Consider the following 26,699-nt stretch of genomic DNA (forward strand, 5'->3'; position numbering starts at 1 on the left):
GAAACACCCGGTCCCATCCCGAACCCGGAAGTTAAGCACTGCTGCGGCAATGGTACTGCGTCTCAAGGCGTGGGAGAGTAGCTCACCGCCAAACCTAGTAAAATCCAAAAACTCTCAATTCGATGAAATATCCAGACCAAGCACAACAAGCTCGGTCAACTGTCGCGGGATGGAGCAGCCCGGTAGCTCGTCAGGCTCATAACCTGAAGGTCGTAGGTTCAAATCCTACTCCCGCAACCAATATTGCAAAACTATGCGCAGACTATGGTGTTCCAAGCCGATCTCGGCTTAATGGATGTATGCCATTTCCTAGTCACGTCTTCGAACATACACCGGCCTTGCGCGGTAAAATAACTCCGCCAGATCAATCTGAAATGCGGTTTGGATTAGACCGCTTTCACGAGCTTGATTTGCAAGCCATCGAAGAGGGGTGGCCACCGGGTTGGCGCATGGATCACCGAGAACGGGAACAGAACCGTCAAACCGTTCTGTCCGAACGCCTTAATCGAGACCTTTGGGTGTTCGCGTACGGTTCCTTGATCTGGGATCCTGCCGTTCATTTGACTGAGTATCGTTACGGGTCACTCAAGGGGTGGCATCGAAGCTTTTGCATGCGTCTTGATGGGGGCAGAGGGACCCATGAACGCCCGGGGTTAATGGCTGCTTTGGACGCTGGGGGTCACTGCGATGGAGTGGTCTTTCGCATCCCTGCAGATCTTGTCGATCAGGAAACCCAATTCATGTGGCGGCGCGAGATGTTTTCGGGATCGTACGTTCCTTCGTTCTTGGAAATAGAGACTCCTCAGGGTCCAGTTGAGGCTTTGACGTTTCTGATGGATAGGACGAATTCACGTTATATGCCTAATGTTCCACTGGACACCGCCGCAGGTATGATCGCGTTGGCTGAAGGGAGTTTGGGGCCGAACTTCGCTTATCTTGATTCCCTGGTTCGTCACTTGGATGACCTGGGCCTGGAAGATGAAGGCATGCGGATTTTGCATAATCAGGCTGGGCTGATACGTGCGTCAGCTCAAAATTCCCGATCGCTGAAAGAAACGCCAGATACAGGGCCTTAATCGCCCGGTTCAAATCAGACATCGCATGCAGATTGCATAGCTCTTTTTTGATCGGGTTCGGAATGAGGCGAATGATGTATAGTTTTGGAAACCCGGACGGAACAAAGGTCAATCAATGCATGTCGTGGCAGATACAACGACTCTTGTCGAAGATGGAACGCTAAGCCCTGATCAGGCTCGTGTGATTGAAGAGCGCTCGCGAGAGGTCATGATCCGCTTGGCGGTAAACGCGATCTTGTGTTTTGGGATCATTGCGGCGACGGCAGGTTTTATCTTTTGGCTCGCAAACGCTGTGGCAGTGGCTGTAACCGGTACATTGATGCTGGTGGCAGGTCTGCTGGTCCTCGCCAAAGGGACGGACACTTACCGTATGTTTGGCAACTCTGCGACATTGATCGGCGCCGGAATGTTAATGGGTGGGGCCGGCATTGAACTGGTCGAAAAGCATGAGGACATTGCAGGGTGGATCATGACACCGGCTGGTGCGCTTGTGACCGGCCTTGGGGTTTGGCGATGGCGCAACGGGGCATTGTCTGCTGGTTTTGTGCTGGGGGCGGTCATATTGATGGGGCTTTCCATGCATTTGGTCGGCATTGAGTTGTTGGTCATGCAGAACCAGGTCGGTTCCCCACTGAGAAACCTGATCCTGCTCTACTATGCAGTGACAATCGGTTTGGTCGGCTGGATGATTGATGTTCGGGTTGTGACAGCTCTGGCTATTGTTCCATTTGCCCAAGTTCTTGAGACTGGCACAGCCTATTTTCACGCAGCCTATGTGTTCTATTCACCCGAACCTACACTGACCATCGTGCAGATGGCTTTTCTCATCACAGCTTGCATCTGGGGCGCCCGGCACCTGCACGAGCGGGATTGTCGCCACCTGCGGATATTGGCTGTACTTGGCTTTGTGGTGGCTAATCTATGTGCTTTGGTTGCGTCCCTTTGGGGCGATGTTGTTGGAGAGACTATTTGGGGGCCAGGCCGATACAGCGATTACCCCGATTGGGACAGTTACCATGCAGCGCGGGGTGCTTTTCGTGAAAATGCTCTGGTAATTCCGGATGGCGCCTATGCAATCTTATGGGCCGTGGCATTGGTTGCCATTATTGTTTGGGCTTCGCGACACAACCAGCGTGCGCTGTTCAATGCGGGGCTGACCTTTGCCGCGATCCACGGGTATACGCAAATGTTCGAAAGCTTTGTGGACGAACCGCTTGCCTATCTTATTGGTGGTTTAGCAGCAATTCCGCTGTCTTGGGGGGTGTGGCGCCTGAATCAGCGGATGGAAGCCCGTTCAGATTAACTGCGCAAAGCGCGGGGCGACTTGCCAAACTCTTTTCGGAATGCGCGTGTCATTGCGCTAGGGTCGTCATACCCTGACCGCAATGCGATTTCAGCTATTGGCAAATCCGATTCCATGACCAGCTTTCGCGCTAGGTTAAGGCGAAGGCGTCGGTAGACCTGAGCCGGGGACGCCCCAAGATCTTCTTTCATTCTTGTTTCTAGTACCTTTTGCGTTCGACCAACGCGCCGGGCCACTTCGGGGATTGGAATGGGGTGTTCCAGGTTCTCTTGCATGATTGCCAAGGCTCTGTTCACAAACATGCTTGCCGGTCCTGCGCCCCCTGAATGCGACCGTGCGGAATCCCGGGTCATGAACAATTGTGCCACTTCCAACGCCAAGGCTTGCCCCTGATCGCGCCCGATCAGGTGCATCACCAAATCGAAAGCAGCCATAGCCCCCGAACAGGTGATGCGATCCCGGTCAATGACAAAGCGCTCGCGGACGGCCTCGACCTCGGGGAATCGTTCTGCGAAACCGATCAATTCTTCCCAGTGGATGGTGGCGCGATGACGATCTAGCAGGCCGGCTTCGGCCAACAACCAACTGCCTGTGTCCATTCCAACCAGCGTGTCAAACCGCCCAATAGCCGAGCGTAGGGCCGCTTGGGTTCTCCAGCCGCTGTGCGATAGAAAGCCGTACGACGGCATAACCACCAACAGATCGCCTGTTGCTTGGCTCAACGATTGGTGCGGGGCCACCTGCAGGCCAGATGAAGATGTGACGGCACCGGTGTCCAAAGACAGAAACTGCCAATCATAAAGAGCCCGGCCTGACAGCATATTCGCGGCGCGCAAGGGTTCGACAGTGTTGGCAAGGCAATGGTTGGAAAAACCATCAAACAATAGAACACCGATGTGCTGCGTCGCGGCGGAAGTTTTTGACCAATCCTGCATGATCAAACTCTATTTTCGCATAGTGTTGACTTCAAGCTCAATCAGGATACGCGGCAAATCCCATGCCCGGAGCGTATAAGATGCAGTTTGGCCTGACCGAAGAACAGTCGATGATCATCGACACCACCCGCGCCTTTGTTGAAAATGAGCTTTACCCGCACGAGGCCGAAGTCGAACGCACCGGCCACCTGCCGATGGAGATCATCAAGGATGTGCAGGTCAAAGCGATAGAGGCAGGCCTGTATGCTGCCAACATGCCTGAAGAGGTGGGCGGCGCGGGCCTCGATACACTGACCTGGCTGATGTATGAAAAAGAGCTGGGGCGCGCTAACTATGCGCTGCACTGGACTTGTGTTGCGCGTCCGTCAAACATTCTGATGGCGGGCACTGATGAGCAAAAGGAAAAGTACCTCTACCCTTGCATGAAAGGGGAGAAGTGGGACTGTTTGGCCATGACCGAGCCGGGCGCGGGTTCCGATCTGCGCGGCATGACAGCGACCGCGCGCGCGGATGGCGATGATTTCATCCTGAACGGCACCAAGCATTTCATCAGTCATGCGGACATCGCCGATTTTTCGATCGTGTTCATGGCGACCGGTGAAGAGGACACGCCGCGCGGACCGAAGAAGCTGATCACGGCCTTTTTCGTGGACAAGGACACCCCCGGTTTCACCGTCCGTGACGGGTACCGAAACGTCAGCCATCGGGGCTATACCAACGCGGTGCTGGAATTCGACGATTGCCGTATCCCGAAATCGGCCATGCTGGGCGAGTTGCACAAAGGGTTCGACTTGGCCAACACCTGGCTGGGGGCCACCCGTTTGCAGGTTGCGGCCACCTGTCTGGGTCGCGCCGAACGGGCTATGCAGCACGCAGTTGAATATTCAGCCGAGCGCAAGCAGTTCGGCCAGCAGATCGGCAAATTCCAGGGCATTTCTTTCAAGCTGGCCGATATGGCGACCGAACTGAAAGCCGCAGACCTGCTGACCTGGGAAGCAGGGTGGAAATTCGACCAAGGCACCGTCACCGAGTCCGATATGTCGATGGCCAAGCTGAAAGCGACCGAGATGCTGGCCATGGTCGCGGACGAAGCGATCCAAATTCACGGCGGCATGGGCCTGATGGACGAGCTGCCACTGGAACGCATCTGGCGTGACGCACGGGTTGAGCGCATCTGGGAGGGGACAAGCGAAATCCAGCGGCATATCATCAGCCGAGAACTGCTGAGACCGCTAGGAGGCTGACCCCATGACAAAACCCGCCATCTCGATCACATACTGTATTGGCTGCAACTGGATGCTCCGCGCTGCCTGGATGGCGCAAGAGCTGCTCTCGACCTTTCAAGAGGATTTGGGGTCGGTGACGCTGGTGCCGGGTGAGACGGGTGGCGTGTTTGAGATCACTTTGAACAAAGAGGTGATCTGGGAACGCAAGCGGGATGGCGGCTTTCCGGATGTGAAAGAGCTGAAATCGCGCGTGCGGGACCGGATCGACCCGGAACGCGACCTGGGCCATCTGGACAGGGCGGCAGACATTTCACAGGACTAGATGAATACAGATCAGATCAATGCGACGGCAGAGTGCTGCGCAGGCGCTGATGCATGGATTTTCATGCCTCCGGCGGGGATATTTGGAGCAAGAGGAAAAGGGGGACTCAGGCCAGAGCCCCCCAAGGAAAAGGTGAATCCTCTTCCCCTTGCACGGTCATCGGCATCCCTGCCTGTACCGTGCAATCAGGATGAAACATCAAGGTTAAGAAATCCTTGCTTCCTCTTGCTCCAAATATCCCCGCCCGAGGCTCCCGCGCTTTCGACGAGCGCAGAGGTGTGGACATGACGCGTGACCTAGCCCGAGTGTTGAACCCAACCTCTATCGCCGTGATTGGTGGTGGGGCATGGTGTGCCTCGATCATCGAGGCCGCACAGCGCATCGGTTATCAGGGGCGGATCTTTCCGGTGCACCCTTCAGGTAAAGAGATCGCCGGTATCAAGGCGATTGAGAAGCTCGAGGATTGGGACGGCCCAATCGACGCCGCCTTCATCGGGGTGAACCGTTTTGCCACGCTCGAGGTCGTATCGTCATTGCGAGAATTGGGCGCGGGCGGTGCGGTGTGCTTTGCTTCCGGCTTTACCGAGGCCTTGGCCGAGGACGCCAGCGGCGCTGATTTGCAAGCACAGCTGGTGGCTGCTGCGGGTGGGATGCCCATCCTTGGTCCGAACTGCTATGGGTTCGTCAATGCCTTGGATCGGGCCGCGATCTGGCCGGATCAGCATGGGATGCAGCCGGTCGAGCGGGGCGTTGCGATCCTGACCCAAAGCTCGAACATCGCCATCAACCTGACCATGCAACGCCGGGGCTTGCCGATTGCCTATATGGTGACCTGCGGGAACATGGCGCAGACATCGCAGGCGGCGATTGCCAGGCAGTTGCTCGACGATGACCGGGTTACCGCCATCGGCCTGCACATCGAAGGCTTTGGGAACCTGCGCGAATGGGAAGCTCTGGCCGCCAAAGCCCATGACCGGGGCGTGCCGCTGGTGGCGCTCAAGGTCGGTGCGTCCGAGCAAGCACAGGCGGCAGCGGTGTCACACACCGCCTCGCTTGCTGGCAGCGACGCGGGTGCGCAAGCCTTGTTGGATCGTTTGGGCATCGCCCGTTTGCACGGGCTCCCCGCGTTCCTTGAAACGTTGAAGCTGCTCCATGCCAATGGCCTGCTGACCTCGAACAAGATCGCGTCGATCAGCTGCTCGGGTGGCGAGGCGAGCTTGATTGCGGACTTGTCCACCGCCCGCGATCTGGTGTTTCCCCCTTTGTCAGAGTCGCAAAAACAGGAATTGAAAGCCGCGCTTGGCCCGATGGTCGCCTTGGCAAACCCGCTAGACTACCACACTTACATTTGGCGCGACACGCAGGCGATGACCCGCGCGTGGAAAGGGATGACGGGCGAGGGGATTGGTATGACCTTTTCCATCGTCGACTACCCGCATACCGATTACACAGACTGGACCTGTGCCACGCAAGCGGCCTTGGCTGTCCGAGCAGAAACAGGCGCGCCTTTTGCTGTTGTCGCAACACTGCCCGAGTTGATGCCTGAACACGTGGCTGACGAATTGATGGCCGGTGGCGTTGTTCCGATCATGGGGCTGGAAGAGGCGCTTGCGGCAGCTGAGGCCGCAAGCCATACAAAAGCCCCTGTATTAGAGCCTGTTTGCCTGCCAGGTACAGCCGAGCCAGATCAAGTTTTAACAGAGGCTGAAGCCAAAGAGGCCTTGGCTTCACACGGCCTGCCAATCCCGCGAAACATGGTGGTGTCTGCACTGGATGCGGCTCAGGCGTGTTCCGAGTTGACACCTCCCTTTGCGGTCAAGGGCATTGGCCTTGCGCATAAGTCCGAACATGGCGCCGTTCGCTTGGGTGTGCAGGCGTCCAACCTAGATGAAGCCTCCCGCGCTGTAGGCACGGACACTGTCCTCGTCGAGGAAATGGCTGATGGTGCCGTGGTCGAATTGCTGATTGGCGTGACGCGCGACCCGGCGCATGGTTTCGTCATGACCGTAGGGGCAGGTGGCGTGTTGACCGAGGTGCTGAGGGACACGGTATCCTTGCTGGTTCCATCCACCCAAAATCAGGTAAAACAGGCTCTAAATAGGCTCAAATGCGCCCCATTGCTGCACGGCTATCGTGGCAAACCGGCGGCTGATCTTGACGCCATCGTCGCGGCCGTGAACGCGGTGCAGGCCTATGTGCTTGCCAATGCCGATACCCTGGCCGAAGTTGAAATCAATCCCTTGATCTGCACCGCCGAGGGCGCGGTTGCGGTCGACGCTCTGATCCGAAAGGCAAGCTCATGAACCCGGTAAAGACAAAACGCGACGGTGCAATCCTTGAGGTGACGCTGGACCGACCCAAGGCCAATGCCATCGATCTGGCAACCAGCCGTGTGATGGGCGAGGTTTTTCGCGACTTTCGCGATGATCCCGAACTGCGCGTCGCGATCCTGACCGGCGGTGGCGAAAAGTTCTTTTGTCCCGGCTGGGATCTGAAGGCCGCCGCCGATGGCGACGCTGTGGATGGCGATTATGGTGTTGGCGGTTTTGGGGGGCTGCAAGAGCTGCGGGACATGAACAAGCCGGTGATTGCCGCTGTGAACGGCATCGCCTGTGGCGGTGGTCTGGAGCTCATGATCTCGGCCGATATCATCATTTCCGCCGACCACGCCAGCTTTGCCCTGCCTGAAATCCGTTCAGGAACAATCGCAGATGCGGCCAGTGTCAAACTGCCCAAGCGCATCCCCTATCACGTGGCGATGGAGTTGCTGCTGACTGGGCGTTGGTTCGATGCCGAAGAGGCCAAGCATTGGGGACTGGTGAACGAGATCGTGCCAGGTGATCAACTGATGGACCGCGCATGGGAAATGGCGCGTCTGCTGGCGAGCGGCCCGCCGCTGGTCTATGCCTCGATCAAAGAGGTTGTGCGCGAGTCTGAAGACGCCAAATTCCGCGATATCATGAACCAGATACAGCGCAGACAGTTGGCCACCATCGACACGCTTTACGGGTCCGAGGATAATCTGGAAGGCGCGCGCGCCTTTGCCGAAAAACGCGACCCGGTGTGGAAGGGTAAGTAAGCCAAAGCAGAAATCGGCAAATCTGAATCACTCAACGCTGCCTGAAATCAGAGATTTCAACGCGTTGGGTGATAGCTCAGGATGTTAGTTGAACCGATTTCGCTCTAGGTCTTTTCGAACAGGGCGACAAAGGCTGTGTCGTCCTTGTTCTCTCCTGCAGCCAAATCACCATAAATACGCACTTGCGGCAGGGACAGGTTGTGGATCTTGTCCCCATCAAGAGCCTTTAGCGCGTCAGAGAAGCCCTGCGTCTCGAAATGCTTGGCGTTGATTGACAACGCAAACTGGGCGCCGTGACGGGCCACGCGCAATAGGGCCGGTATCACTTCGGGGCCGACATGCCCGTGCGTGAACGTGCCCGACGAGACGATGCCGGAATAGCTTTCGCGCGGCACCGGGATGCCGTCGTTCAGATCTGCCTCGATCGCGTCGCGATAGATGTCTTTGCGCATCGCCTGATCCAACATTTCGGCGCTGATGTCAGTGGCATCAATCGGCCCGACGCCCAATCCCGCCAGGACACCACCGCACAGGCCGGTGCCTGCGCCCACGTCCAACACTGGCCCTTGACCGCCCGCGCCCACAAACGCCCGCGCGGTGTGGATATGCAGTTGATAGTCTTCGCGCGCTGCAAAGCTGTCATCATAATCACCCGCCCATTCGGCATAGAGCCGTTTGTGGTCGTCCGGTGTTTCAAGTGCGTATGCACTGTGCAGATCGGGTTCTTTTTTACTCATATCTCAATGAAACGCCGATGTAGGGATTCGAATCAAGTGACACGTCCGGAATGCTTGCATCCCGACCCCGCTCGGACCATCTAGGGGGCATGACTAAGACGCTCTTCTCCTTTGGCCTTGGATACACTGCTCGCGCCTTGGTGCGCAGCCTGGATGACGGTTGGCGCTTTATCGGTACCAGTCGTGGTGAGGACCGCGGCAAGGCCCTGCCCGGGGTCGAGATGCATCAATGGCCCGGCACACGCCCCAGTTTGGACGGCGTGACCCACCTGCTGATCTCGGCAGGTCCCAATGAGGCAGGTGATCCGGTTTTGGCCGAGTTTCGCGACGAGATTGCGGCGCGGGCGGATCAGTTCGATTGGGTCGGGTATCTGTCCACAACGGCGGTTTATGGGGATCGGAACGGTGGATGGGTGGATGAAACCACCGGGATCGCACCTTCGTCCGTGAGGGGGGATTTGCGGGTTGCAGCGGAACGCGATTGGCAGTCCATTCCTGGCCTGCCGCTGCACATCTTTCGACTTGCCGGGATCTATGGCCCAGGACGGGGCCCATTTTCCAAAGTGCGCGCGGGTACGGCGCGGCGCATCGTGAAGCCGGGGCAGGTGTTCTCGCGCATCCATGTCGACGATATTGCGCAAGTGTTGCGTGCCTCGATCGCGCAGCCAAGGCCGGGTGCAATCTACAACTTGTGTGATGATGATCCCGCGCCGCCACAGGACGTGATCGGGTTGGCGGCAGAGCTGCTGGGGTTGCCCCTGCCCGCCGAAGTGCCCTTTGACGAGGCGGGGATGAGTGCCATGGCGCGCAGTTTCTATGGCGAGAATAAGCGGGTGCGCAATGACCTGATCAAGTCGGAACTTGGGGTAGAGTTGCTCTACCGCTCATACCGCGAAGGGTTGCGTGCCTTGCTCAAGGTCGAAACCGAAGCCTTGGAGCGGAAGTCAGACGCCTGGTTCTAAAGCATGTTGCTCAAAAGTGGGAACCGGTTTTGAGCTTCTCGGACGTGCGACTCGCGTGCTAGGCGCGCTTTTCGCCGATTGAGGCAACACCCAACACATCCAGCACCTTGGCCTCGATCTGTTCGGCACTCATGCCGGCAACCTTGTACATCGCTTCAGGGCTGGCCTGGTCAATGAAGGTATCGGGCAGGACCATCGAGCGGAATTTCAGCCCGCCATCAAACACGCCGTCATCGGCCAACAGCTGCGCCACATGGCTGCCAAAGCCACCCACAGCGCCCTCTTCTATGGTGATCAGCGCCTCGTGGTCGGCGGCCAGTTGCAGGATCATGCCGCGGTCGAGCGGCTTGGCAAAGCGGGCGTCGGCGATTGTTGGGGTGATACCCTTGGCCGCCAGAGCTTCGGCTGCTTTTTGTACTTCGGCCAGGCGGGTGCCGAACGACAAGAGTGCCACGCGCGCTCCTGTCTGAATCATACGGCCCTTGCCGATCTCCAGCACTTCACCTTGCTCGGGCAGGTCGACGCCGACCCCTTCACCGCGCGGATAGCGGAAGGCGATGGGACCATCGTCATGTGCGACGGCCGTGGCCACCATGTGCACCAGCTCCGCCTCATCCGCGGCGGCCATCACGACCATTCCGGGCAGGTTGGCCATATAGGCAATGTCGAACGAGCCAGCATGAGTTGCACCGTCAGCCCCAACCAGGCCTGCACGGTCGATGGCAAAGCGCACGGGCAGGCGTTGGATGGCCACATCGTGCACAACTTGGTCATAACCGCGTTGGAGGAAGGTCGAATACATCGTGCAGAACGGCTTCATCCCGCCCGCAGCCAAAGCCGCCGCAAAGGTCACGCCGTGCTGTTCTGCAATACCGACGTCGAAACACCGCGAGGGGTAGCGTTCGGCAAACAGGTTCAACCCGGTGCCGTCCGGCATCGCTGCGGTTACGGCCACAACCTTGTCGTCCTTGGCTGCTTGGTGCACCAACGCATTGCCAAAGACCGAGGTGTAAGAGGGCGCGTTCGATGGCGCTTTTTTCTGTTTGCCGGTCAGGACGTCGAATTTTGCCGTTGCGTGGCCCTTGTCGCGGGCAGCCTCGGCGGGGGCATAACCTTTGCCCTTTTTGGTCAGCGCGTGGATCAGGATCGGACCGGTTGCGCGTGCCTTGACGGTGCGCAGAACCGGCAACAGTTGGTCCATGTCGTGCCCGTCAATGGGGCCGAGGTAAGAAAACCCAAGTTCTTCGAACAGGGTGCCGCCAACGGCCATGCCCTTGAGCATTTCCTTAGCGCGCTTGGCCCCTTCGCGGAAGGGTTCAGGCAGCAGTGAAACCGCACCTTTGGCAGCGGCCTTGAATTCCTGGAACGGCTCTTCGGCATAAAGACGTGACAGATAGGACGACAGCGCGCCAACGGGCGGGGCGATGCTCATTTCGTTGTCGTTCAGGATCACGATCAGGCGCTTTTTCAGGTGGCCTGCATTGTTCATCGCCTCAAACGCCATGCCAGCCGACATGGACCCGTCACCGATCACGGCGATCGCGTCACCAAGCCCTTCGGGTGTAACACCGCCCAGATCGCGGGCCACGGCAAAGCCAAGCGCGGCACTGATCGAGGTCGAGCTATGGGCCGCACCAAACGGGTCATAGGGCGACTCGGATCTTTTGGTAAACCCACTCAGGCCGCCCTCTTGCCGCAGAGTGCGGATGCGGTCGCGGCGTTCGGTGAGGATCTTGTGGGGATAGCACTGATGGCCCACGTCCCAGATCACCTTGTCGCGCGGCGTGTCGAACACCGCATGCAGCGCCACGGTCAGTTCCACCACGCCGAGGCCCGCGCCCAGATGGCCGCCAGTCTCGGATACAGCGGACACGGTTTCGGACCGCAGCTCACCTGCCAATTGGGTCAGCTGCGCATCAGAAAACTGCTTGAGGTCCGCAGGGCGGGTCACAAGGTCCAGAAGCGGGGTATTCGGGCGATCAGACATGGCGTCCTCTAACGGCTAGCTGTCGCGGGCAATAACGAAGCGGGCGGCTTCCTTCAAGGTGTCGGCCCGCGGCCCGTATGTCTCAAGCGCGGCGCAACCCTGTTCGATCAGTTCCGCAGCGCGTCGTTTTGCGGCGTCCAGTCCCAGCAAGGACACGAATGTCGCCTTTCCCGCATCCGCATCTTTCTGCAGCCGTTTCCCGGCCTTCTGGGCGTCACCTTCAACATCCAAGATGTCGTCTGCGATCTGGAAAGCAAGACCCAAGGCTTGGGCATATTGGCGCAAGGGGGTAGTGTCGGCCTGCGCCAGCCGTGCCCCTGCACAGGCGGACCACTCGATCAGGGCACCTGTTTTGCCTGCTTGCAAGCGAGTGATTTCGTCCAGGTTCAGCGGTTCGGCTGCGGATTCAGCGGCAATGTCCAGCGCCTGACCCAAAACCATGCCTTGCGCACCGCTTGCCTGGGCCAGCGTCAGGGCAAGCTCGGCGCGCACCTCTGCCGAACCCGCTTCGGGTCGGGTGCACAGTTCAAACGCCAATGTTTGCAGGGCATCGCCAGCCAGAACGGCTGTTCCTTCATCCCATTTCACGTGGATGGTGGGCTTGCCGCGCCGCAGGTCGTCGTCGTCCATGCAAGGCAAATCGTCGTGCACCAGCGAATAGGCGTGCAGCGCTTCGATTCCAGCCGCAGGCCAGATCGCCTGATCCTCGGCCACGTCATGCAGGCGCGCGCTTTCCAGCACCAGAAAACCACGCAACCGTTTGCCGCCTTGGGTGGTGTAGGCCATCGCCTGCGTCACATCGAGGTCATCGAGACCGCCCAGAACCAGATCAAACTGGCTCTGAATGCGCGCGGCATCCCGCGCCAACTGTTCGCGAAACATTTACAGACCTTCGACAGGTTTCGTCCCGGTCGGCTGACCGCTGGCGTCCAGAGTGATCGCGGCGACTTTTTCTTCGGCCCGCTTCAGCTCATCCTCGCATCGCTTTTTCAGCGCCGCGCCCCGTTCATAGAGCGAGATCGACTCGTCCAGGGCGACATCGCCGCGTTCCAGCTTGCCGACGACGGCCTCAAGCTCTTTCATCGCCTGTTCGAATGTCATCTGGTCGACGGGGGTGTCACTCATGTCGCTGCCTTCATCAATTCTTCAACATGCGCCTTGGTTGCGGCACTCAGCGCGTTCAGATCATACCCGCCTTCAAGAGTCGAGACGATACGGCCCTCACATAACTCACCTGCAAGTGAGCACAACTGTTCCGTGACCCAAGCGAAATCGCCTGTGGTCCAGTTCAAGTTGGCCAGCGGATCGTCCTGATGGGCGTCAAAGCCCGCCGAGATGATGATCAGTTCCGGTTTGAAAGCGCGTAAACGCGGAAAGGCTTGCCCCTCGTACGCGGCGCGCATCTCGGCGCTGCCGGAACCCGGCGCAAGCGGGATGTTCAGGATCTGACCGTGCACGCCATCTTCGTCAGGGCGACCGGAACCGGGCCAGAGTGGCATTTGCTGGCTGGTGATAACCAGCGCGCGCGCCTCGTCCCACAGCAGGTCCTGCGTGCCGTTCCCATGGTGCACGTCGAAATCAACGACGGCTACGCGGCTCAGCCCGTGGTGATCCAGCGCGTGTTTCGCGGCCAAAGCGGCATTGCCGAACAGACAGAACCCCATGGCAGTGCTGGTCTCGGCATGGTGCCCCGGTGGGCGGATCGCACAGAACGCATTCGGCGCCTCGCCGCCCATCACCATGTCGACCGCGCGCACAACAGCGCCAGCTGCGCGAAAGGCCGCATCGACCGATCCGGGGGATATGAAGGTGTCACCGTCGATCTGCCTGAACCCATCCGTAGGGCGGGTCGCGCGAATGTCGTGCACATAGTCGGCGGGGTGGATGCGCAAGATGTCATCTTCGGCCGCCATAGGGGCCGTCACCCGGTTCAGGTCCAAGGGTTCCAGCGCGTGCAGGATATGCTGCAGCCGGGCGACCCGTTCGGGGTGTCCTTCGGGGGTGACATGGCCAAGGCAATCGGCGTGTGTGATCAAAGCGGTTTTCATGGCGGCCACGCTATCAATAACAGAGGTGGGCTGGCAAATGGCTCAATCGGTTGCCAGCATGTAACCCGCGCCGCGCACTGTTTGCAGATAGCGGGGTTGTTTGGGGTTCGGCTCGATCTTGCGGCGCAAACGCGTGATTTGAACATCCACGGCGCGTTCCTGTGCCTGTCCGCGATCGCGACCCAGATCCTCGACCAGCTTTGTGCGGCTGACCGGCTCGCCGGGTTGTGCCGAAAAGATCTTCATCAACTGGCTCTCGGTAGCTGTTAGGCGAACCAATTCTTCGCCCTGCCACATCTCGCCGCGTTCGATGTCATAGCGGATCGGACCCAGGTGCAGCACTTTGGGCGCAGTGTCCTGTGCCGTGGTTTCCGGCATACGTCGCAGGATCGCGTTGATCCTGAGGAGCAGCTCCTTGGGCTCGAACGGCTTGGCCAGATAGTCGTCGGCTCCAGCCTCAAGCCCCGCAATCCGATGTTCTGTTTCACCGCGCGCGGTCAACAGCATGATGGGCGTGCTGTGGGTTTGACGCAGGGATTTGGTCAGACTCACCCCGTCCTCGCCCGGCATCATCACATCCAGCACGATCAGATCGAAATCCAGACCCGACAGCACCCGCCGCGCATGCGCCGCATCGCGGGCTGCGGTCACAAGGAACCCGTTGCGCATCAGGAACTTCTTGAGCAGATCGCGGATCCGCTCGTCGTCGTCCACGATCAAAAGGTGAGCATCAAGTTCACTCATGAGGTACCATCCCGCAACTTTGAATACGCCCGGCGCATATCTGCATCCATCATCGCCTCGAGCACCAGTTTGAACCCAGCCACGGCCTCGGGTCCTGCATCCTTATACGCGGCGCGCATGCGCTTGCGCTGTGCGTCTGACAGCGTTGCCTCCAACGCGCGGCCATCTTCGGTCAGATACAGGTGACGTTCGCGTTTGTCGATCTTGCCCACCCGGCTTTCCACCAGACCATCTGAGATCAATGTGCGCAGAACCCGGTTAAGAGACTGTTTCGTGACACCCAGTATGGCCAGCAGATTGTTCACTGTTGTGCCGGGCGCACGGTTGATAAAGTGGATCGCGCGGTGATGCGCGCGGCCATAGGCCATTTCGGCCAGAATGCGGTCGGGATCGGCGGTAAACCCGCGATAGGCAAAAAACATCGCCTCGATCCCTTGTCTGAGCTGTTCATCGGTCAGAAACAGCAGGCTTTCGCTGCCATAGACCGGGGTCGAGCGTCCGTCGGACATTCTGAGCCTCATTCTTGCTTTGGTTCACTTTAAGTCAGTCTTATTGACATTCCAATAGTGAACAGCTATCGAGTCGCAGTTTTGGCGCAATAATGTGACCGTTTCGGTCGTAAGTTGCGCAACAAGTGCAAAAACGGCTCGCTCAGGAGGATGCAGCATGTCGGGTTATGATGATCGCGATGGGGTGATCTGGATGGATGGGGAACTGGTGGATTGGCGCGAGGCCAAGGTCCATGTTCTGACCCACGCAATGCACTATGCCAGCTCGGTTTTTGAAGGCGAGCGTGCATACAACGGCAAGATTTTCAAAAGCCGTGAACATTCCGAGCGCCTGATCGCCTCGGCCGAGGCGCTGGACATGCCGATGCCTTATTCGGTCGATCAGATCGAAGCCGCCAAGGAAGAGACCCTGAAGGCCTCTGGCCTGACCGACGCTTATGTCCGGGCCGTTGTCTGGCGCGGGTCAGGCGAAGACATGGGTGTCGCGTCGGCCAAGAACCCGGTCCGCATGGCAATCGCCGTCTGGGGTTGGGGTGCCTATTACGGCGACGCCAAGATGCAGGGCGCCAAGCTGGACATCGCCGAGTGGAAACGCCCCTCGCCCGAGACCATCCCGGTTCACGCCAAGGCGGCGGGCCTTTACATGATCTGCACCATCTCCAAGCACAAGGCCGAGGCCAAGGGTTGTTCTGATGCGCTGTTCATGGACTGGCGCGGCTATGTGGCCGAAGCCACCGGTGCCAACGTCTTCTTCGTGAAAGATGGCGAGGTTCATACCCCGCTGGCCGACTGCTTCCTCAATGGCATCACCCGGCAAACCGTGATCGGGATGCTCAAGGACAAGGGCATCACCGTCCACGAACGTCGCATCAAGCCCGAAGAGATGGCAGATTTTGAACAGTGCTGGCTGACTGGCACTGCCGCCGAAGTCACCCCAGTGGGCCAGATTGGCGACTACACGTTTGAGGTCGGCGCGCTGACCCGCGAGATCGCGGAAGACTACGAGAAGCTGGTTCGCGCCTAAATCTGGTAAAGCAATCCGATTAAGCCCTCGCATTTGCGGGGGCTTTTTTCGTCGGCGTACTGATCAATACGGAGATCACCCGTACTTCTGGACGATCTGCAATAACTTGGGGACGATCTGGTTTCACGCGTTCGAGCGTTCTTTCCTAGCTTGAGGTCACACCAAGTTTGGAAAGGAATTCGAATGTCTCTTCGTTTTGTCACCCGCTCGAATCACGCCTACCTGGACTACCCGGTTGCGCTGGCGCTGATGGGTTTGCCGTTTTTACTGGGGTTGGGGCAGTCCAATCCGCTGGCTTTGTGGTTGTCGGTTGTCACCGGACTGGCCGCTTTGGTCCTGACGGTTTTGACGGATCATCATTTAGGTGTCTGGCGGTTGCTGCCTTACAAATTTCACCTGGCCGTAGACCTGCTTGTCGGTTTGACATTTCTGTTTGCACCCGGCCTGTTCGGCTTCACCGGGCTGGATGCCCTGTTCTATTGGGTGAATGGCGCGGCGGTGGTGGCCGTTATCTCGCTGAGCGCGCCCGAGCAGGGCGTTACCGCCTGAGGTGACCCCGATGGATGTCACAGTATCATCGTGATACTGTTAGGAAACTGAGCCGCGCCTTTTACAATGGCGCGGCCTTTATCAGCTCACCAATCCCGCGATCGCAGTATGATCGCAAGACAGGAGAGCATTATGACCAAGATCCTTCGGCCTCATCGCCGCGCCTTTCTGGCAGGCAGCACAGCCTTTGCCGCCTCGCTGGCCATGCCTGCGATCAGCCGGGCAGCCTCGCGCCCAGTTTTCACGCACGGTGTTCAATCCGGCGATGTCGACACATCCTCGGGCATGATCTGGACGCGCACGGACCGTCCGTCGCGCGTGATGATGGAAGTTTCGACTACCGAGAGTTTTGCAAACGCTCGTAAACTGGCCCCGATGGATGCCATCCCCACCAGCGACTTGGCCGTCAAGCGGCTGGTGGATGGCCTGCCGTCTGATCAGGATATCTTTTACCGCTTTGTCGCGGCTGATCTGAACGACATCAATGTCACGTCCGAGCCCATCGTGGGTCAGTTCCGTACCGCGCCCACCTCGCGTCGCAACGTTCGCTTTGCGTGGTCCGGCGACACCGCTGGTCAGGGCTGGGGCATCGATGATGACGGCATGCGCACCTATGCCACGATGGCGCAGCACAAGCCCGATTTCTTTATCCACTCGGGCGATACGGTCTATGCCGATGGTCCGATGCAGGACGAGGTCGAAAAAGACGGGCAGTTGATCTGGAAGAACACCACCCTGATCGACGAGAAACGCAAGGTGGCCGAAACGCTGGATGAGTTTCGCGCCCAGTGGAAATACAACCTGATGGACGAGCATGTGCGGGCGATGAACGCCGTCTGCCCGACTTTCTTCCAGTGGGACGACCATGAGGTGGTCAACAACTGGTCGGACGCCAAAGACCTGATATCGGACGACCGGTATACCGAGAAATCCGTTCACGTGCTGCAATCGCGCGCGGGCCGTGCGTTCCACGAGATGACCCCGCTGCGGATCACCCCTGCGGAGCCGGGTCGCGTCTATCGCAAGATCTCATATGGTCCGATGCTGGACGTTTTCTTCCTGGATCTGCGCAGCTACCGCGGGCCAAATGGTTCCTCGATGGAGGATGAGATCACCGATCAGTCCCGCGTCCTGGGGGCTGAGCAGCTGGCCTGGCTGAAGCGGGAGTTGGCAGCGTCGCAGGCGACTTGGAAAGTGATTGCATCCGACATGCCCATCGGCCTGATCGTCTGGGACAACTGGCGTGAACAGGCGGGTGCCGAGGCAATTGCGAACGGGGACGGTGGCCCGGCCAAGGGGCGTGAGCTGGAAATCGCGGATCTGCTGCGGTTCATCAAGACCGGTGGAATCACAAACACCGTCTGGTTCACGGCGGATGTGCATTACACCGCAGCGCACTATTACGACCCTAACAAGGCGCAATTCCAGGATTTCGAACCGTTCTGGGAGTTCGTCTCGGGCCCGCTGCACGCCGGTACGTTCGGCCCCAACAAGCTGGACGGCACCTTCGGTCCCGAGGTCAAATTCGTCAAGGCACCTGCCGAAGGTCAGGGTGTGAACCTTCCGCCCAGTGAGGGATTGCAGTTCTTTGGTCTGGTCGACATCGACGGTGCAACCGAGCAGATGACCGTGCGCCTGATGGACCGCGCCGACACTGAGCTGTGGTCGGTGACATTGGACCCGAAAACCGGCGCGATCTGATCGTCGCGGATCGGGTGCCCCAGTGCAACTGGGGCGCCCACTTCAAGTCAACGGTAAGCCCGTCTCTCTTCCTGAATCAGATCCGCTGCGCATTGAGAGTAAGCGGCGATCTTGCTCAACTCTGGAGGGTTGTTCGTCTCGGATCTCGCCAGTGCCGCGCGCCGCAAGGTCATCAGCTGTGCGCGCTGACTGTTCAGAAAGGCGTCTTGCGGGATCAATTTTTCCAACGGGCTGTCGATGCGGATCACTTCGTAATACCCACCTGCCAGCGCCATCATCGCCATCCCGCACGCCAGTGCTTGCGAGCCGCAATGCGCCGAGCACAGGTTGGCGATGGGGCGGGTTTCGGGTGCGGTCATGACCCAATCCTGCACCACCTTGTGCCAGCGGTTCGCCGGAGAGGCATCGCCGAACCCAAAACCCAAGGCCAGTTGTTCGGCCATACCAAGCGTTTCAGCATCGCTTGCGTCTATCCCGTCCGTATCGCCCGTGATGTGGCGCAGCGCTGCCAGCCCGTCGCCGCGCGGCTCGGGCATGTCCGACAGATAGGCAACATAAGGGGCAAGCTCGGACAGCAAGTACGGGCTTTGGGACAGCGCTTGGCGGTCCTCGGCTGTGCCATACAGCGATACGATGCGGCTGGGGTGGTCTGTTGCCTGTTGCTCTCCCAGTATCGCTAGTTGAGAGATAACGTTCAGATTCGGGGCTGCGCTGCGGGCCAACAAAAGTGCCTGGGCGAGTGGATCGCCATTCCGCGCCTCGACCGTCAGCCAACTTGCCGCAAACGGGGACGTTTCGTCTACCTGCCGAAACAGATCGCGCGATTGCTGTTTGTTCAGCGACAGTCGATACGGTGAGGGGCCTTTATCCGTGACCTCGATCTGCGCCAGCAACACCCGTGCATCCGAGTCCCCAGATTTGGCCAAGTTTGACAGAATTGGCAGGCTGTCCGTGTCATTCCCGCTCAGCCAAAGGTCAATCGCATCCTGCAGGTCCGATCCGGCGGCGGCAAAGCCCACACCAAACAGCAGGGCAAAAGAGGCGATGATCTGTTTCATGTCTTGCTCGAACAGATGGGGTGAGGCGATGCTAAACCGCCTTCACCTACAACCACAAGTGGTAACTCGGGTCGTCCTAGCGTGTTTCTGGACGCTGATCAGCAACAAATGACGCGGCTTAGACTAGAAATCGACGCCGCGCTGCGCCTTGATTCCGGCCTTGAACGGATGCTTGATCTCGGTCATTTCGGTGACCAGATCAGCATAGTCGCACAGGGCCTGCGGTGCATCGCGCCCCGTCAAAATCACGCCAGTTTTCTCGGTGCGCTTGTCCAGCGCCTCGATCACCTGTTCAACGCTCAGGTATTCGTACCGCAAGGCGATGTTGATCTCGTCCAGAACCACCAGGTCATAATCGCCACTGGCGATCAGGTTGGCGGCCTTGCCAAACGCGGCTTGAGCGGCGGCGATATCGCGGTCCTTGTCCTGGGTGTCCCAGGTGAACCCTTCGCCCATGGTGTGCCAGGTGACTTGACCGTGCTCTTCAAAGAACCGGCGCTCGCCCGTCTTCCACTTACCCTTGATGAACTGAACCACAGCCACCTTATGGCCCCAGCCCAAAGCACGTACAACGACGCCAAACGCGGACGAAGACTTGCCTTTGCCCTTGCCGGTGTGGATCAATACCAGGCCCTGTTCGGGGTCCTGCAACTGCGAGACCCGTTCACGGTGCTTGGCCTGCACCTCTTTCATCTTTTCTTTGTGGTTCTCTGCGTCGCTCATGGGAAACCCTTATGTATTGCGCCGCATACCCTAGGGGCTATGGCGCAAAGGTAAAGTCAACTTTTGGGGTCAGTGACAGCGCGAGCCTTGCCGCGTTCCAGACCCAGTTTGTGTTCTCGCCAGACGACCAGGGCGTTGGCGGCAATAACCAGGGTGGCACCGGCGATCATCATTCCGGTCGGCAATTCGCTGAACCAGAAATAGCCGATCAGCACCGCAAAGATCATCGAAGTGTAATCGTATGGTGCCAGCATGGAGGCCGGGCCAAAGCGATAGGACGACGTCACCAGTATTTGTGCGAACCCGCCAATAATCCCCGCCAGGATCAAGAGGGCCAGTTGTTCGGTCGATGGCATCACCCAACCAAAGGGCAATGTCATCAAGGACAGGATCGAAGCTGTGGCCGAGAAATAGAACACGATCGCGGCGGTATGTTCGGTTTGCACCATCTGACGAATGTGGATTTGCACAAAGGCCCGCGCAAATGTTGCAGCCAGTATGCAAAGCGCGCCAATCATCGCAAGGTCATCGGCTTCGGCGTCACCACCCAACCGTGGCCAGAGCATGATGACAACGCCCAACAGCCCCACCAGAACCGCGCCGATCCGAATCACGCGGATGCGTTCGCCCAGAAAGATGGCGGCCAGAACCAGGGTGAAAATCGGAGTGGCAAAGCCGATGGCTGTGACCTCGGGCAGGGGCAACAGGCCCAGACCGGTAAAGGTCAGCCCCATCGCAGAGGTCCCCAGAACCCCGCGCCAGAAATGATTCATGGGCTTCTTGGCAATCAGACCGTTGCGCAGCTCTCGGCGCGCGATCAGCCAGACAACGATGACGGGAATGGCAAAGAACGAGCGAAAGAACACCGCCTCGCCGGCCGGGATGTCTTCGGACAGGTATTTGACCAGCGCGGCCATTGCCGTGAATAGAAAGATCGCGGTGGTCTTGAGGCCGATGGCCAGCAAAGGCCGATGCGATGTTAAGTTTTTTGCCATGGCGCGAACCTGCGCCTTTGTTTGGGAAAGATCAATTGCTTGATTTTCGCCCGTCGGTTCACCCATTGTGCACCCGCAGAAAGAGGAATTGGCCATGTACGATCGGAACCACCTGATTTCACAACTCAAAGCGTCATCCATGGGTCGCGAGGATGATGTTTTTGCCCACTTGCAAGGCGGTGAAACGGTGAGTTTTGGGGCCTTGTTTTCTGGAGCCGAGCGGATGGCGGCCGCATTGGTGTCTTGTGGTGTGCTGCCCGGCGACCGCGTCGCTGTTCAGGTCGCCAAAACCATTCAAACGATCGAGCTTTACCTGGGCACGGTCATGGCAGGCGGCATCTTTTTGCCTCTCAACACAGCCTACACCGGCCCTGAGGTTGGGTATTTCGTGGGCGACGCAAGCCCGCGCGTCGTCGTCTGCGACCCTGATCGGCTGGGCGAGATTTCGGCCATTTCCGGTGGCGCAGAAGTTCTGACGCTGGATGCGGTTGGACAGGGGAGTCTGCGCGACCTCGCTGATGGGCAAGACGGGTTCGACGTGGTTGCGCGCGACCCCGGCGATCTGGCGGCGATCCTCTATACCTCGGGCACCACGGGCCGATCCAAGGGTGCCATGCTGAGCCATGACAATCTTGCCTCGAATTCTACTGAGCTGCGCGACTACTGGCGGTTCACGGCGGACGACGTGCTGATCCACGCGTTGCCGATCTTTCACACCCATGGGCTGTTTGTAGCGACGAACGTGGCACTGCTGTCAGGTGCAAAGGTGGTGTTCCTGCCCGGCTTTGATCCGGATGCAATTCTAAAGGCGATGCCGACGGCCACCGCGCTTATGGGGGTGCCGACCTTCTACACCCGTTTGCTGGCCGACGACCGCCTGACGCGCGCGCGGGCGGGCAACATGCGGCTCTTCATCTCGGGGTCTGCCCCGTTGCTGGTCGATACACATGAGCAGTGGGAGGAACGCACAGGTCATCGTATCCTGGAGCGCTATGGCATGACCGAAACCAACATGAGCACATCGAACCCCTATGACGGCGAGCGCCGCGCCGGGACCGTCGGCTTTCCGCTGCCGGGGGTCGAGGCGCGGGTGATGAATGAGGGGGCAGAAGTGCCCACAGGTGAGATTGGTGTTCTGGAAGTGCGCGGCGCCAACGTATTCCAAGGCTACTGGCAGATGCCGGAAAAAACGGCCGAGGAGTTGAAATCAGATGGCTGGTTCATCACAGGTGACATGGCCAAGATCGACGCCGACGGATACGTTACCATCGTTGGCCGTGAGAAGGATCTGATCATCACCGGCGGCTTCAACGTCTACCCCAAAGAGGTCGAAAGCCTGATCGACGACCTGCCCGGCGTGCTGGAAAGCGCCGTCATCGGCGCGCCGCATCCCGATTTTGGCGAAGGTGTTGTGGCCGTTGTCGTGCCCGAGGTTGACGGAACCTCGGCCCAAGCCGTCAGTGAAGCGTTGCAGGGACAGTTGGCCAAGTTCAAACAGCCCAAGCGCGTGATCTTGCTGGATGCATTGCCGCGCAACACGATGGGCAAAGTGCAAAAGAAGGCGTTGCGCGAAACTTATGCGGGGATTTTTGCAGATGGATGAGAGTGCCAAGGCCTTTGGAACGTCCCCCGCCCATGTAGTCGGAGAGGGCGCTTGGAAATCCCGTTTTGCCGTGACCGAGTTGGCGTGTCAGTCGATGGGTGCAGTTGGCAGTGCAGTCGCCGATTTGATTGCGGCACTGAACCTTGGCCCAAAACCCGACGTGCAGGTCGACCGTCGGTTGGCCTCGCTTTGGTTCACTTGGTCGATCCATCCGCAAGGGTGGGAGGTGCCGCCGTCCTGGGATGCGATCGCGGGCGATTACCAGACCCGTGATGGTTGGATCAAACTGCACACCAACGCCCCTCATCATCGCGCGGCCGCCTTGTCTGTGCTGGAATGTAGGGCGGACCGGGAAGTGGTTGCGCAAGCGGTTTCCGGGTGGGACGCAAACACGTTGGAGGACGCGATTGTCGAGGTTGGCGGTGCTGCCGCTGCCATGCGCAGCCGCGCGGGGTGGCAGGCGCACCCGCAAGGGGCGGCTGTGGCCGCGGAACCTTTTGTGCATTGGGAACAACATCCAGGGCAGGTTCGCGAGTGGCAGGCAAAGGCGGATCGACCCTTGGCGGGGTTGCGTGTCCTGGATCTGACGCGTGTTTTGGCAGGCCCGGTGGCCACGCGAACGCTGGCGGGGTTTGGGGCCGATGTCCTGCGCGTGGACCCGGCGAGTTGGGGTGAGCCGGGTGTTGTGCCGGATGTTACTCTAGGCAAGCGGTGCTGTCATCTGGATCTGAAAACAGGCTCTGATAAGGCAGTTTTGTACGAATTGTTAGCGCAGGCGGATGTGCTGGTGCATGGGTACAGACCTGGCGCGTTGGATGCGATGATCGGTGCGGATCGCCCCGATAACCTGATCGAGGTCTGCCTGGATGCTTATGGCTGGACGGGCCCTTGGACCGGGCGACGCGGGTTTGACTCGTTGGTGCAGATGAGCTGCGGCATTGCCGAGGCCGGCATGGGCTGGTCAGGGTCTGACAAACCTCATCCTCTACCGGTTCAAGCATTGGATCACGCGACAGGCTATTTTATGGCGGCCGCAGTTGTGTCGGCTTTGACACGCGCCGTTCGCGGCGATGGCATCCACCGCGCGCGGTTGTCTTTGGCACGCACAGCAGAGGTATTGGCCAAATTAGAGCCTGTTTCTGGGCCCGAAATCACAGGATCCACACCTGCAGATTTGGATGATTGGATCGAAAACTCACCTTGGGGACCAGCCAAGCGATTGAAGGCTGGGGTCGCGGTTGCAGGCGCGCCGATGTGGTGGGATCGCCCTTCGGCCGAGCTGGGATCGTCGCCCGCGTCTTGGGGTTAAGTCAGGGCACCCAGCAAAACCGACAAAGTGACAAACCCAAAGGCGGTTGCGATGAGCATGGCGATCGAGGCCATGCCCTCGTGCCCGCTTTCCTGTGCCAAGACCGAGTAGATGCCGAACATGGGCATGGCGGCGGACAAGATCACGGCAGCGGTCAGTTCGGTTGATAGTGACAGACCCATCGCAGTGACGGCGACAGCCGCCAGCGCCACCAAGCCGGGATGCAGGATCAGTTTGCCCAGTGCCACCTGGGCCGCTTTCCAGTGGTTGCCGCGCAAAGACAACCCGGCCAGAGATCCGCCGATGACCACCAGCGACAGCGCCGAGGCAGACGCCGCGAGCATTTGGAACAGCTGCGTGACCGGTCCGGGGATCGGGACGCGCACCACCGACACAGCGAGCCCAAGCAGAAGGCCAATCACCATCGGGCGCTTGAGGACACCCCAAAGGATGCCAATCACTCGTTTCGAGATGGATACCTGCTCGCCGCCTCGGGCCAGATCCATCAGGATCAGACAGATCGGGATCAGCAGGATGTTCTCGACCAGCATGTTGAGTGCCAGGATGACGCCTGCCAGATCGGGAAAGGTCAGCAGCATGACCGGGTAGCCGATGAAGCCCGAATTGGGACAGGTCGTGCCCATGACGGCCACGGCACGGCGCGAAGCTTCGGTCCGTGTGGCGGTGAACCACAGGTAACTGATCAGGATCGTTGCCAATCCGCCAAGGGCAAAAACCAGCATGTAGCCGGGGTGAAACACCTCGGCAAAGTCACGGCTGGCCATGGCGTTGAACAAAAGTGCGGGCAGGGCAATGTCCATGACATACTTGCCAAGGGTGCGCATGTCCGATTGTCCGAACCATCCCAGTTTCACGACCACATAGCCAATTGCGATGGCGGCATAGATCGGAAAGGTGATGGCAAGGATGTCGGTGCTCACGTTGTCCAGGCCTCGGGTACCGTGGCGCCAATTTCTTCGGCAAAGTCATCAAGGAAACGGATCATCAACGCCGCGCGGGATTGGGCCAGTTCGCGGCCGCTGTCAGTGATCATGCCTTTGGGCAGTGACAGCAGTTTGACGCGCCAGTGATCGACAGAAAACCGGATGTCATTCAGGTCGCGCGCTACGGCAAAAGGATCGGTGGGGTGATACAATTCCTGCCCCAACGCGCCCGCCACAGCAAAGGTTCGGGCCACGCCGATGGCGCCAAGCGCGTCCAGCCGGTCGGCATCGCGCAGCACCTGCGCCTCGATGGTTTCGGGCGGGATGCCCGCCGAGAAGCTATGTGCCTCGATAGCGTGTTTCGCAGCTTTGACTTCGCTCTCGGACAGCCCAAGGTCGCTTAGGATCGGTCCGGCTTCGGCAGCTGCCATGCGAGAGGCTTGGGAGCGGTCCGGGGAATCCTTGGGGAGGTTCACCAGATCGTGCAGATAAGCTGCGCTCAGAAGAACGGTCTGGTTTGCCTCGGCTGGTGCGATTTTTTGTACGTTCAGCCAGACCCGGTCGAGATGGGCCAGATCATGGGCGCTGTCACGGCTCATCCGCTCGGCGACGATGGCGCGCAGCCTTTCGCGCAGCTCAGCCGATTGCGCCACGGTTCTCTCCGATTTGGCCTCGGTGCAGAAGCAGGTGGTCCAATATCACGCAGGCCATCATCGCCTCGCCCACTGGAACAGCGCGAATGCCGACGCAGGGGTCATGGCGGCCCTTGGTGATGATCTCGGTCTCTTCACCGGATTTGGTGATCGTCTTGCGGGTGGTCAGGATCGACGAGGTCGGTTTGACCGCGAAACGGACCACAATGTCCTGCCCGGTCGAAATGCCACCCAGAATGCCGCCGGCGTGGTTCGAGCTGTATTGCGGGCCGTTCTGACCCATGAATATCTCGTCGGCGTTGGCCTCGCCGGTCAGTTCGGCAGCGGCCATGCCTTCGCCGATCTCGACGCCTTTGGCGGCGTTGATCGACATCATCGCGGCGGCCAGATCAGTGTCTAACTTGGCATAAATGGGCGCGCCTAGGCCGGCGGGGACGCCGCGGGCCACAACTTCGACCACAGCGCCGACCGAGCTTCCGGACTTGCGCAACCCGTCCAAGTATTCCGCCCAATCATCAGCCGCCTGCGCGTCGGGGGTCCAGAACGGGTTCTGTTCGATCTGCGACCAGTCAAAGTTGGCGCGGTCGATTTTGTTTGGGCCGATCTGGGTCATATAGCCGGTGATCTGCACATTGGGGGCGATCTGTTTGATCGCTTCGCGCGCCAGCCCGCCCGCAGCCACACGGGATGCGGTTTCACGCGCCGAGCTGCGCCCGCCGCCCCGATAGTCGCGAATGCCGTATTTCTGCCAATAGGTGATGTCGGCGTGACCAGGGCGGAACTTGTCCATGATGTCGCCATAGTCCTTGCTGCGCTGATCGGTGTTCTCGATCATCAGCTGGACCGGCGTGCCTGTGGTTTGCCCTTCGAAGACGCCGGACAGGATTTTCACCTGATCGGGTTCGCGTCGCTGTGTTGTGAACTTGTTCTGGCCCGGTTTACGTTTGTCGAGCCAGTGCTGGATCATCGCCGCGTCGATTTGTACGCCTGGCGGGCAGCCGTCAACCGTGGCGCCCAAGGCGGGTCCGTGGCTTTCACCCCAGGTGGTGACGCGGAAAAGGTGACCAAAGCTGTTCATCGACATGGGGCGTGCTCCTTTGCGACCCGTGCTTAGCGGGCTGGGCTTTGGGCCTCAAGGGGATTTGCTTTGTCGAAGTCGGGGGAGGGGGCTCTGCCCCCGTCGCCTTTTGGCGACTCCCCCGGGATATTTTT

The 26,699-nt window shown here is 59.3% G+C and carries 26 protein-coding genes, 1 tRNA gene and 1 rRNA gene; 14 read left to right on the forward strand and 14 right to left on the reverse strand.

What is annotated here, in order from left to right; translation table 11 throughout:
• The 4 genes from rrf to TRL7639_RS00020 form a co-directional block, all read left to right on the forward strand.
• A 5S ribosomal RNA gene (gene rrf, locus TRL7639_RS00005) occupies positions 1 to 94 on the forward strand; the annotation flags it as partial.
• 69 nt (positions 95 to 163) lie between these two features.
• A tRNA-Met gene (locus tag TRL7639_RS00010) sits at positions 164 to 240 on the forward strand.
• A 134-nt stretch (positions 241 to 374) separates the two neighbouring features.
• A complete protein-coding gene (locus TRL7639_RS00015; RefSeq protein WP_165759706.1) occupies positions 375 to 1,076 on the forward strand; it encodes a gamma-glutamylcyclotransferase in 702 nt (233 codons plus the stop codon).
• A gap of 208 nt (positions 1,077 to 1,284) precedes the next feature.
• Positions 1,285 to 2,379: a hypothetical protein gene (locus tag TRL7639_RS00020; RefSeq protein WP_370808702.1), complete on the forward strand. Its 1,095-nt coding sequence runs from the start codon at positions 1,285 to 1,287 to the stop codon at positions 2,377 to 2,379.
• Here the strand turns inward: TRL7639_RS00020 and TRL7639_RS00025 are convergent.
• Complete coding sequence (locus TRL7639_RS00025; RefSeq protein ID WP_085793782.1) at positions 2,376 to 3,314, reverse strand: GlxA family transcriptional regulator; 939 nt, start codon at positions 3,312 to 3,314, stop codon at positions 2,376 to 2,378. The genes TRL7639_RS00020 and TRL7639_RS00025 overlap by 4 nt on opposite strands.
• An 80-nt stretch (positions 3,315 to 3,394) precedes the next feature.
• On the opposite strand from TRL7639_RS00025, the gene TRL7639_RS00030 reads away from it, so the two are divergent.
• The 4 genes from TRL7639_RS00030 (at position 3,395) to TRL7639_RS00045 (ending at position 7,941) form a co-directional block, all read left to right on the forward strand.
• Positions 3,395 to 4,558: an acyl-CoA dehydrogenase family protein gene (locus TRL7639_RS00030; protein WP_085793783.1), complete on the forward strand. Its 1,164-nt coding sequence runs from the start codon at positions 3,395 to 3,397 to the stop codon at positions 4,556 to 4,558.
• A gap of 4 nt (positions 4,559 to 4,562) precedes the next feature.
• Positions 4,563 to 4,862 (forward strand): Rdx family protein, encoded by a 300-nt coding sequence (locus tag TRL7639_RS00035; RefSeq protein ID WP_085793784.1) that lies wholly within the window; start codon positions 4,563 to 4,565, stop codon positions 4,860 to 4,862.
• 284 nt (positions 4,863 to 5,146) lie between these two features.
• Positions 5,147 to 7,165 carry an acetate--CoA ligase family protein gene (locus tag TRL7639_RS00040; RefSeq protein ID WP_085793785.1) on the forward strand — a complete coding sequence of 673 codons (2,019 nt, stop codon included), beginning with the start codon at positions 5,147 to 5,149 and terminating at the stop codon, positions 7,163 to 7,165.
• A complete protein-coding gene (locus TRL7639_RS00045) occupies positions 7,162 to 7,941 on the forward strand; it encodes a carnitinyl-CoA dehydratase (protein ID WP_085793786.1) in 780 nt (259 codons plus the stop codon). The genes TRL7639_RS00040 and TRL7639_RS00045 overlap by 4 nt, the downstream gene beginning before the upstream one ends.
• A gap of 104 nt (positions 7,942 to 8,045) precedes the next feature.
• Here TRL7639_RS00045 and TRL7639_RS00050 read toward each other — a convergent pair whose 3' ends face one another.
• Entirely contained in the window at positions 8,046 to 8,678 is a 633-nt protein-coding gene (locus TRL7639_RS00050) for a class I SAM-dependent DNA methyltransferase (protein ID WP_085793787.1), read from the reverse strand.
• 89 nt (positions 8,679 to 8,767) lie between these two features.
• Here TRL7639_RS00050 and TRL7639_RS00055 point away from each other — a divergent pair, with 89 nt between their 5' ends.
• The gene (locus tag TRL7639_RS00055) at positions 8,768 to 9,640 is read left to right on the forward strand and encodes an SDR family oxidoreductase (RefSeq protein WP_085793788.1); all 873 of its coding nucleotides are present in this window, start codon (positions 8,768 to 8,770) and stop codon (positions 9,638 to 9,640) included.
• A gap of 58 nt (positions 9,641 to 9,698) precedes the next feature.
• Here the strand turns inward: TRL7639_RS00055 and dxs are convergent, their stop codons facing one another.
• From dxs to TRL7639_RS00085, 6 genes are read right to left on the reverse strand one after another with little or no spacing between them, the layout of a single operon-like run.
• Positions 9,699 to 11,627: a 1-deoxy-D-xylulose-5-phosphate synthase gene (dxs, locus tag TRL7639_RS00060; RefSeq protein ID WP_085793789.1), complete on the reverse strand. Its 1,929-nt coding sequence runs from the start codon at positions 11,625 to 11,627 to the stop codon at positions 9,699 to 9,701.
• Positions 11,628 to 11,642: 15 nt separating this feature from the next.
• A complete protein-coding gene (locus TRL7639_RS00065) occupies positions 11,643 to 12,509 on the reverse strand; it encodes a polyprenyl synthetase family protein (RefSeq protein WP_085793790.1) in 867 nt (288 codons plus the stop codon).
• Positions 12,510 to 12,752, reverse strand: a complete 243-nt coding sequence (locus TRL7639_RS00070; protein ID WP_085793791.1) for an exodeoxyribonuclease VII small subunit — start codon at positions 12,750 to 12,752, stop codon at positions 12,510 to 12,512. It abuts the gene before it with no gap.
• On the reverse strand, positions 12,749 to 13,675 hold the full coding sequence (locus tag TRL7639_RS00075) for a histone deacetylase family protein (protein ID WP_085793792.1): 927 nt from the start codon (positions 13,673 to 13,675) through the stop codon (positions 12,749 to 12,751). The genes TRL7639_RS00070 and TRL7639_RS00075 overlap by 4 nt, the downstream gene beginning before the upstream one ends.
• A gap of 42 nt (positions 13,676 to 13,717) precedes the next feature.
• On the reverse strand, positions 13,718 to 14,419 hold the full coding sequence (locus TRL7639_RS00080) for a response regulator (RefSeq protein WP_085793793.1): 702 nt from the start codon (positions 14,417 to 14,419) through the stop codon (positions 13,718 to 13,720).
• Positions 14,416 to 14,928 (reverse strand): MarR family winged helix-turn-helix transcriptional regulator, encoded by a 513-nt coding sequence (locus TRL7639_RS00085; protein WP_085793794.1) that lies wholly within the window; start codon positions 14,926 to 14,928, stop codon positions 14,416 to 14,418. Before TRL7639_RS00085 ends, TRL7639_RS00080 begins: the two co-directional genes overlap by 4 nt.
• A 157-nt stretch (positions 14,929 to 15,085) precedes the next feature.
• On the opposite strand from TRL7639_RS00085, the gene TRL7639_RS00090 reads away from it, so the two are divergent.
• The 3 genes from TRL7639_RS00090 to TRL7639_RS00100 all read left to right on the forward strand — a co-directional run bounded on the left by TRL7639_RS00090 (position 15,086) and on the right by TRL7639_RS00100 (position 18,202).
• On the forward strand, positions 15,086 to 15,952 hold the full coding sequence (locus TRL7639_RS00090) for a branched-chain amino acid aminotransferase (RefSeq protein WP_085793795.1): 867 nt from the start codon (positions 15,086 to 15,088) through the stop codon (positions 15,950 to 15,952).
• A gap of 183 nt (positions 15,953 to 16,135) precedes the next feature.
• The gene (locus TRL7639_RS00095) at positions 16,136 to 16,501 is read left to right on the forward strand and encodes a hypothetical protein (RefSeq protein WP_085793796.1); all 366 of its coding nucleotides are present in this window, start codon (positions 16,136 to 16,138) and stop codon (positions 16,499 to 16,501) included.
• A gap of 132 nt (positions 16,502 to 16,633) precedes the next feature.
• Positions 16,634 to 18,202: an alkaline phosphatase D family protein gene (locus TRL7639_RS00100; protein ID WP_085793797.1), complete on the forward strand. Its 1,569-nt coding sequence runs from the start codon at positions 16,634 to 16,636 to the stop codon at positions 18,200 to 18,202.
• A gap of 47 nt (positions 18,203 to 18,249) precedes the next feature.
• Here the strand turns inward: TRL7639_RS00100 and TRL7639_RS00105 are convergent, their stop codons facing one another.
• From TRL7639_RS00105 to TRL7639_RS00115, 3 genes are all read right to left on the reverse strand, one after another.
• The gene (locus tag TRL7639_RS00105) at positions 18,250 to 19,260 is read right to left on the reverse strand and encodes a hypothetical protein (RefSeq protein ID WP_085793798.1); all 1,011 of its coding nucleotides are present in this window, start codon (positions 19,258 to 19,260) and stop codon (positions 18,250 to 18,252) included.
• 123 nt (positions 19,261 to 19,383) lie between these two features.
• Positions 19,384 to 19,983 (reverse strand): cob(I)yrinic acid a,c-diamide adenosyltransferase, encoded by a 600-nt coding sequence (gene cobO / locus TRL7639_RS00110; protein ID WP_085793799.1) that lies wholly within the window; start codon positions 19,981 to 19,983, stop codon positions 19,384 to 19,386.
• Between the two features lie 56 nt (positions 19,984 to 20,039).
• Positions 20,040 to 20,978, reverse strand: coding sequence for a DMT family transporter (locus TRL7639_RS00115; RefSeq protein ID WP_085796179.1), 939 nt, complete (start codon positions 20,976 to 20,978; stop codon positions 20,040 to 20,042).
• Between the two features lie 94 nt (positions 20,979 to 21,072).
• Between TRL7639_RS00115 and TRL7639_RS00120 the strand changes: the two genes are divergently transcribed.
• Positions 21,073 to 22,581, forward strand: a complete 1,509-nt coding sequence (locus TRL7639_RS00120) for a malonate--CoA ligase (RefSeq protein WP_085793800.1) — start codon at positions 21,073 to 21,075, stop codon at positions 22,579 to 22,581.
• Entirely contained in the window at positions 22,574 to 23,890 is a 1,317-nt protein-coding gene (locus TRL7639_RS00125) for a CoA transferase (RefSeq protein ID WP_085796180.1), read from the forward strand. Before TRL7639_RS00120 ends, TRL7639_RS00125 begins: the two co-directional genes overlap by 8 nt.
• Here TRL7639_RS00125 and TRL7639_RS00130 read toward each other — a convergent pair.
• From TRL7639_RS00130 to aroC, 3 genes are read right to left on the reverse strand one after another with little or no spacing between them, the layout of a single operon-like run.
• Positions 23,887 to 24,831 carry an AEC family transporter gene (locus tag TRL7639_RS00130; protein WP_085793801.1) on the reverse strand — a complete coding sequence of 315 codons (945 nt, stop codon included), beginning with the start codon at positions 24,829 to 24,831 and terminating at the stop codon, positions 23,887 to 23,889. The genes TRL7639_RS00125 and TRL7639_RS00130 overlap by 4 nt on opposite strands.
• A complete protein-coding gene (locus tag TRL7639_RS00135) occupies positions 24,828 to 25,487 on the reverse strand; it encodes an HD domain-containing protein (RefSeq protein WP_110647087.1) in 660 nt (219 codons plus the stop codon). Before TRL7639_RS00135 ends, TRL7639_RS00130 begins: the two co-directional genes overlap by 4 nt.
• The gene (gene aroC / locus TRL7639_RS00140) at positions 25,471 to 26,571 is read right to left on the reverse strand and encodes a chorismate synthase (protein ID WP_085793802.1); all 1,101 of its coding nucleotides are present in this window, start codon (positions 26,569 to 26,571) and stop codon (positions 25,471 to 25,473) included. Before aroC ends, TRL7639_RS00135 begins: the two co-directional genes overlap by 17 nt.
• Positions 26,572 to 26,699 lie beyond the last annotated feature (128 nt).

Origin of the sequence: Falsiruegeria litorea R37 (assembly GCF_900172225.1) — a bacterium.
GTDB lineage: Bacteria > Pseudomonadota > Alphaproteobacteria > Rhodobacterales > Rhodobacteraceae > Falsiruegeria > Falsiruegeria litorea.

What these genes read in the sequence shown, in the direction of transcription:
- TRL7639_RS00015 (WP_165759706.1), top strand. Translation starts at nt 375, where the DNA reads ATGCGGTTTGGATTAGACCGCTTTCACGAGCTTGATTTGCAAGCCATC.
- TRL7639_RS00020 (WP_370808702.1), top strand. Translation starts at nt 1,285, where the DNA reads ATGATCCGCTTGGCGGTAAACGCGATCTTGTGTTTTGGGATCATTGCG.
- TRL7639_RS00025 (WP_085793782.1), bottom strand. Translation starts at nt 3,314, where the DNA reads ATGCAGGATTGGTCAAAAACTTCCGCCGCGACGCAGCACATCGGTGTT.
- TRL7639_RS00030 (WP_085793783.1), top strand. Translation starts at nt 3,395, where the DNA reads ATGCAGTTTGGCCTGACCGAAGAACAGTCGATGATCATCGACACCACC.
- TRL7639_RS00035 (WP_085793784.1), top strand. Translation starts at nt 4,563, where the DNA reads ATGACAAAACCCGCCATCTCGATCACATACTGTATTGGCTGCAACTGG.
- TRL7639_RS00040 (WP_085793785.1), top strand. Translation starts at nt 5,147, where the DNA reads ATGACGCGTGACCTAGCCCGAGTGTTGAACCCAACCTCTATCGCCGTG.
- TRL7639_RS00045 (WP_085793786.1), top strand. Translation starts at nt 7,162, where the DNA reads ATGAACCCGGTAAAGACAAAACGCGACGGTGCAATCCTTGAGGTGACG.
- TRL7639_RS00050 (WP_085793787.1), bottom strand. Translation starts at nt 8,678, where the DNA reads ATGAGTAAAAAAGAACCCGATCTGCACAGTGCATACGCACTTGAAACA.
- TRL7639_RS00055 (WP_085793788.1), top strand. Translation starts at nt 8,768, where the DNA reads ATGACTAAGACGCTCTTCTCCTTTGGCCTTGGATACACTGCTCGCGCC.
- dxs (WP_085793789.1), bottom strand. Translation starts at nt 11,627, where the DNA reads ATGTCTGATCGCCCGAATACCCCGCTTCTGGACCTTGTGACCCGCCCT.
- TRL7639_RS00065 (WP_085793790.1), bottom strand. Translation starts at nt 12,509, where the DNA reads ATGTTTCGCGAACAGTTGGCGCGGGATGCCGCGCGCATTCAGAGCCAG.
- TRL7639_RS00070 (WP_085793791.1), bottom strand. Translation starts at nt 12,752, where the DNA reads ATGAGTGACACCCCCGTCGACCAGATGACATTCGAACAGGCGATGAAA.
- TRL7639_RS00075 (WP_085793792.1), bottom strand. Translation starts at nt 13,675, where the DNA reads ATGAAAACCGCTTTGATCACACACGCCGATTGCCTTGGCCATGTCACC.
- TRL7639_RS00080 (WP_085793793.1), bottom strand. Translation starts at nt 14,419, where the DNA reads ATGAGTGAACTTGATGCTCACCTTTTGATCGTGGACGACGACGAGCGG.
- TRL7639_RS00085 (WP_085793794.1), bottom strand. Translation starts at nt 14,928, where the DNA reads ATGTCCGACGGACGCTCGACCCCGGTCTATGGCAGCGAAAGCCTGCTG.
- TRL7639_RS00090 (WP_085793795.1), top strand. Translation starts at nt 15,086, where the DNA reads ATGTCGGGTTATGATGATCGCGATGGGGTGATCTGGATGGATGGGGAA.
- TRL7639_RS00095 (WP_085793796.1), top strand. Translation starts at nt 16,136, where the DNA reads ATGTCTCTTCGTTTTGTCACCCGCTCGAATCACGCCTACCTGGACTAC.
- TRL7639_RS00100 (WP_085793797.1), top strand. Translation starts at nt 16,634, where the DNA reads ATGACCAAGATCCTTCGGCCTCATCGCCGCGCCTTTCTGGCAGGCAGC.
- TRL7639_RS00105 (WP_085793798.1), bottom strand. Translation starts at nt 19,260, where the DNA reads ATGAAACAGATCATCGCCTCTTTTGCCCTGCTGTTTGGTGTGGGCTTT.
- cobO (WP_085793799.1), bottom strand. Translation starts at nt 19,983, where the DNA reads ATGAGCGACGCAGAGAACCACAAAGAAAAGATGAAAGAGGTGCAGGCC.
- TRL7639_RS00115 (WP_085796179.1), bottom strand. Translation starts at nt 20,978, where the DNA reads ATGGCAAAAAACTTAACATCGCATCGGCCTTTGCTGGCCATCGGCCTC.
- TRL7639_RS00120 (WP_085793800.1), top strand. Translation starts at nt 21,073, where the DNA reads ATGTACGATCGGAACCACCTGATTTCACAACTCAAAGCGTCATCCATG.
- TRL7639_RS00125 (WP_085796180.1), top strand. Translation starts at nt 22,574, where the DNA reads ATGGATGAGAGTGCCAAGGCCTTTGGAACGTCCCCCGCCCATGTAGTC.
- aroC (WP_085793802.1), bottom strand. Translation starts at nt 26,571, where the DNA reads ATGTCGATGAACAGCTTTGGTCACCTTTTCCGCGTCACCACCTGGGGT.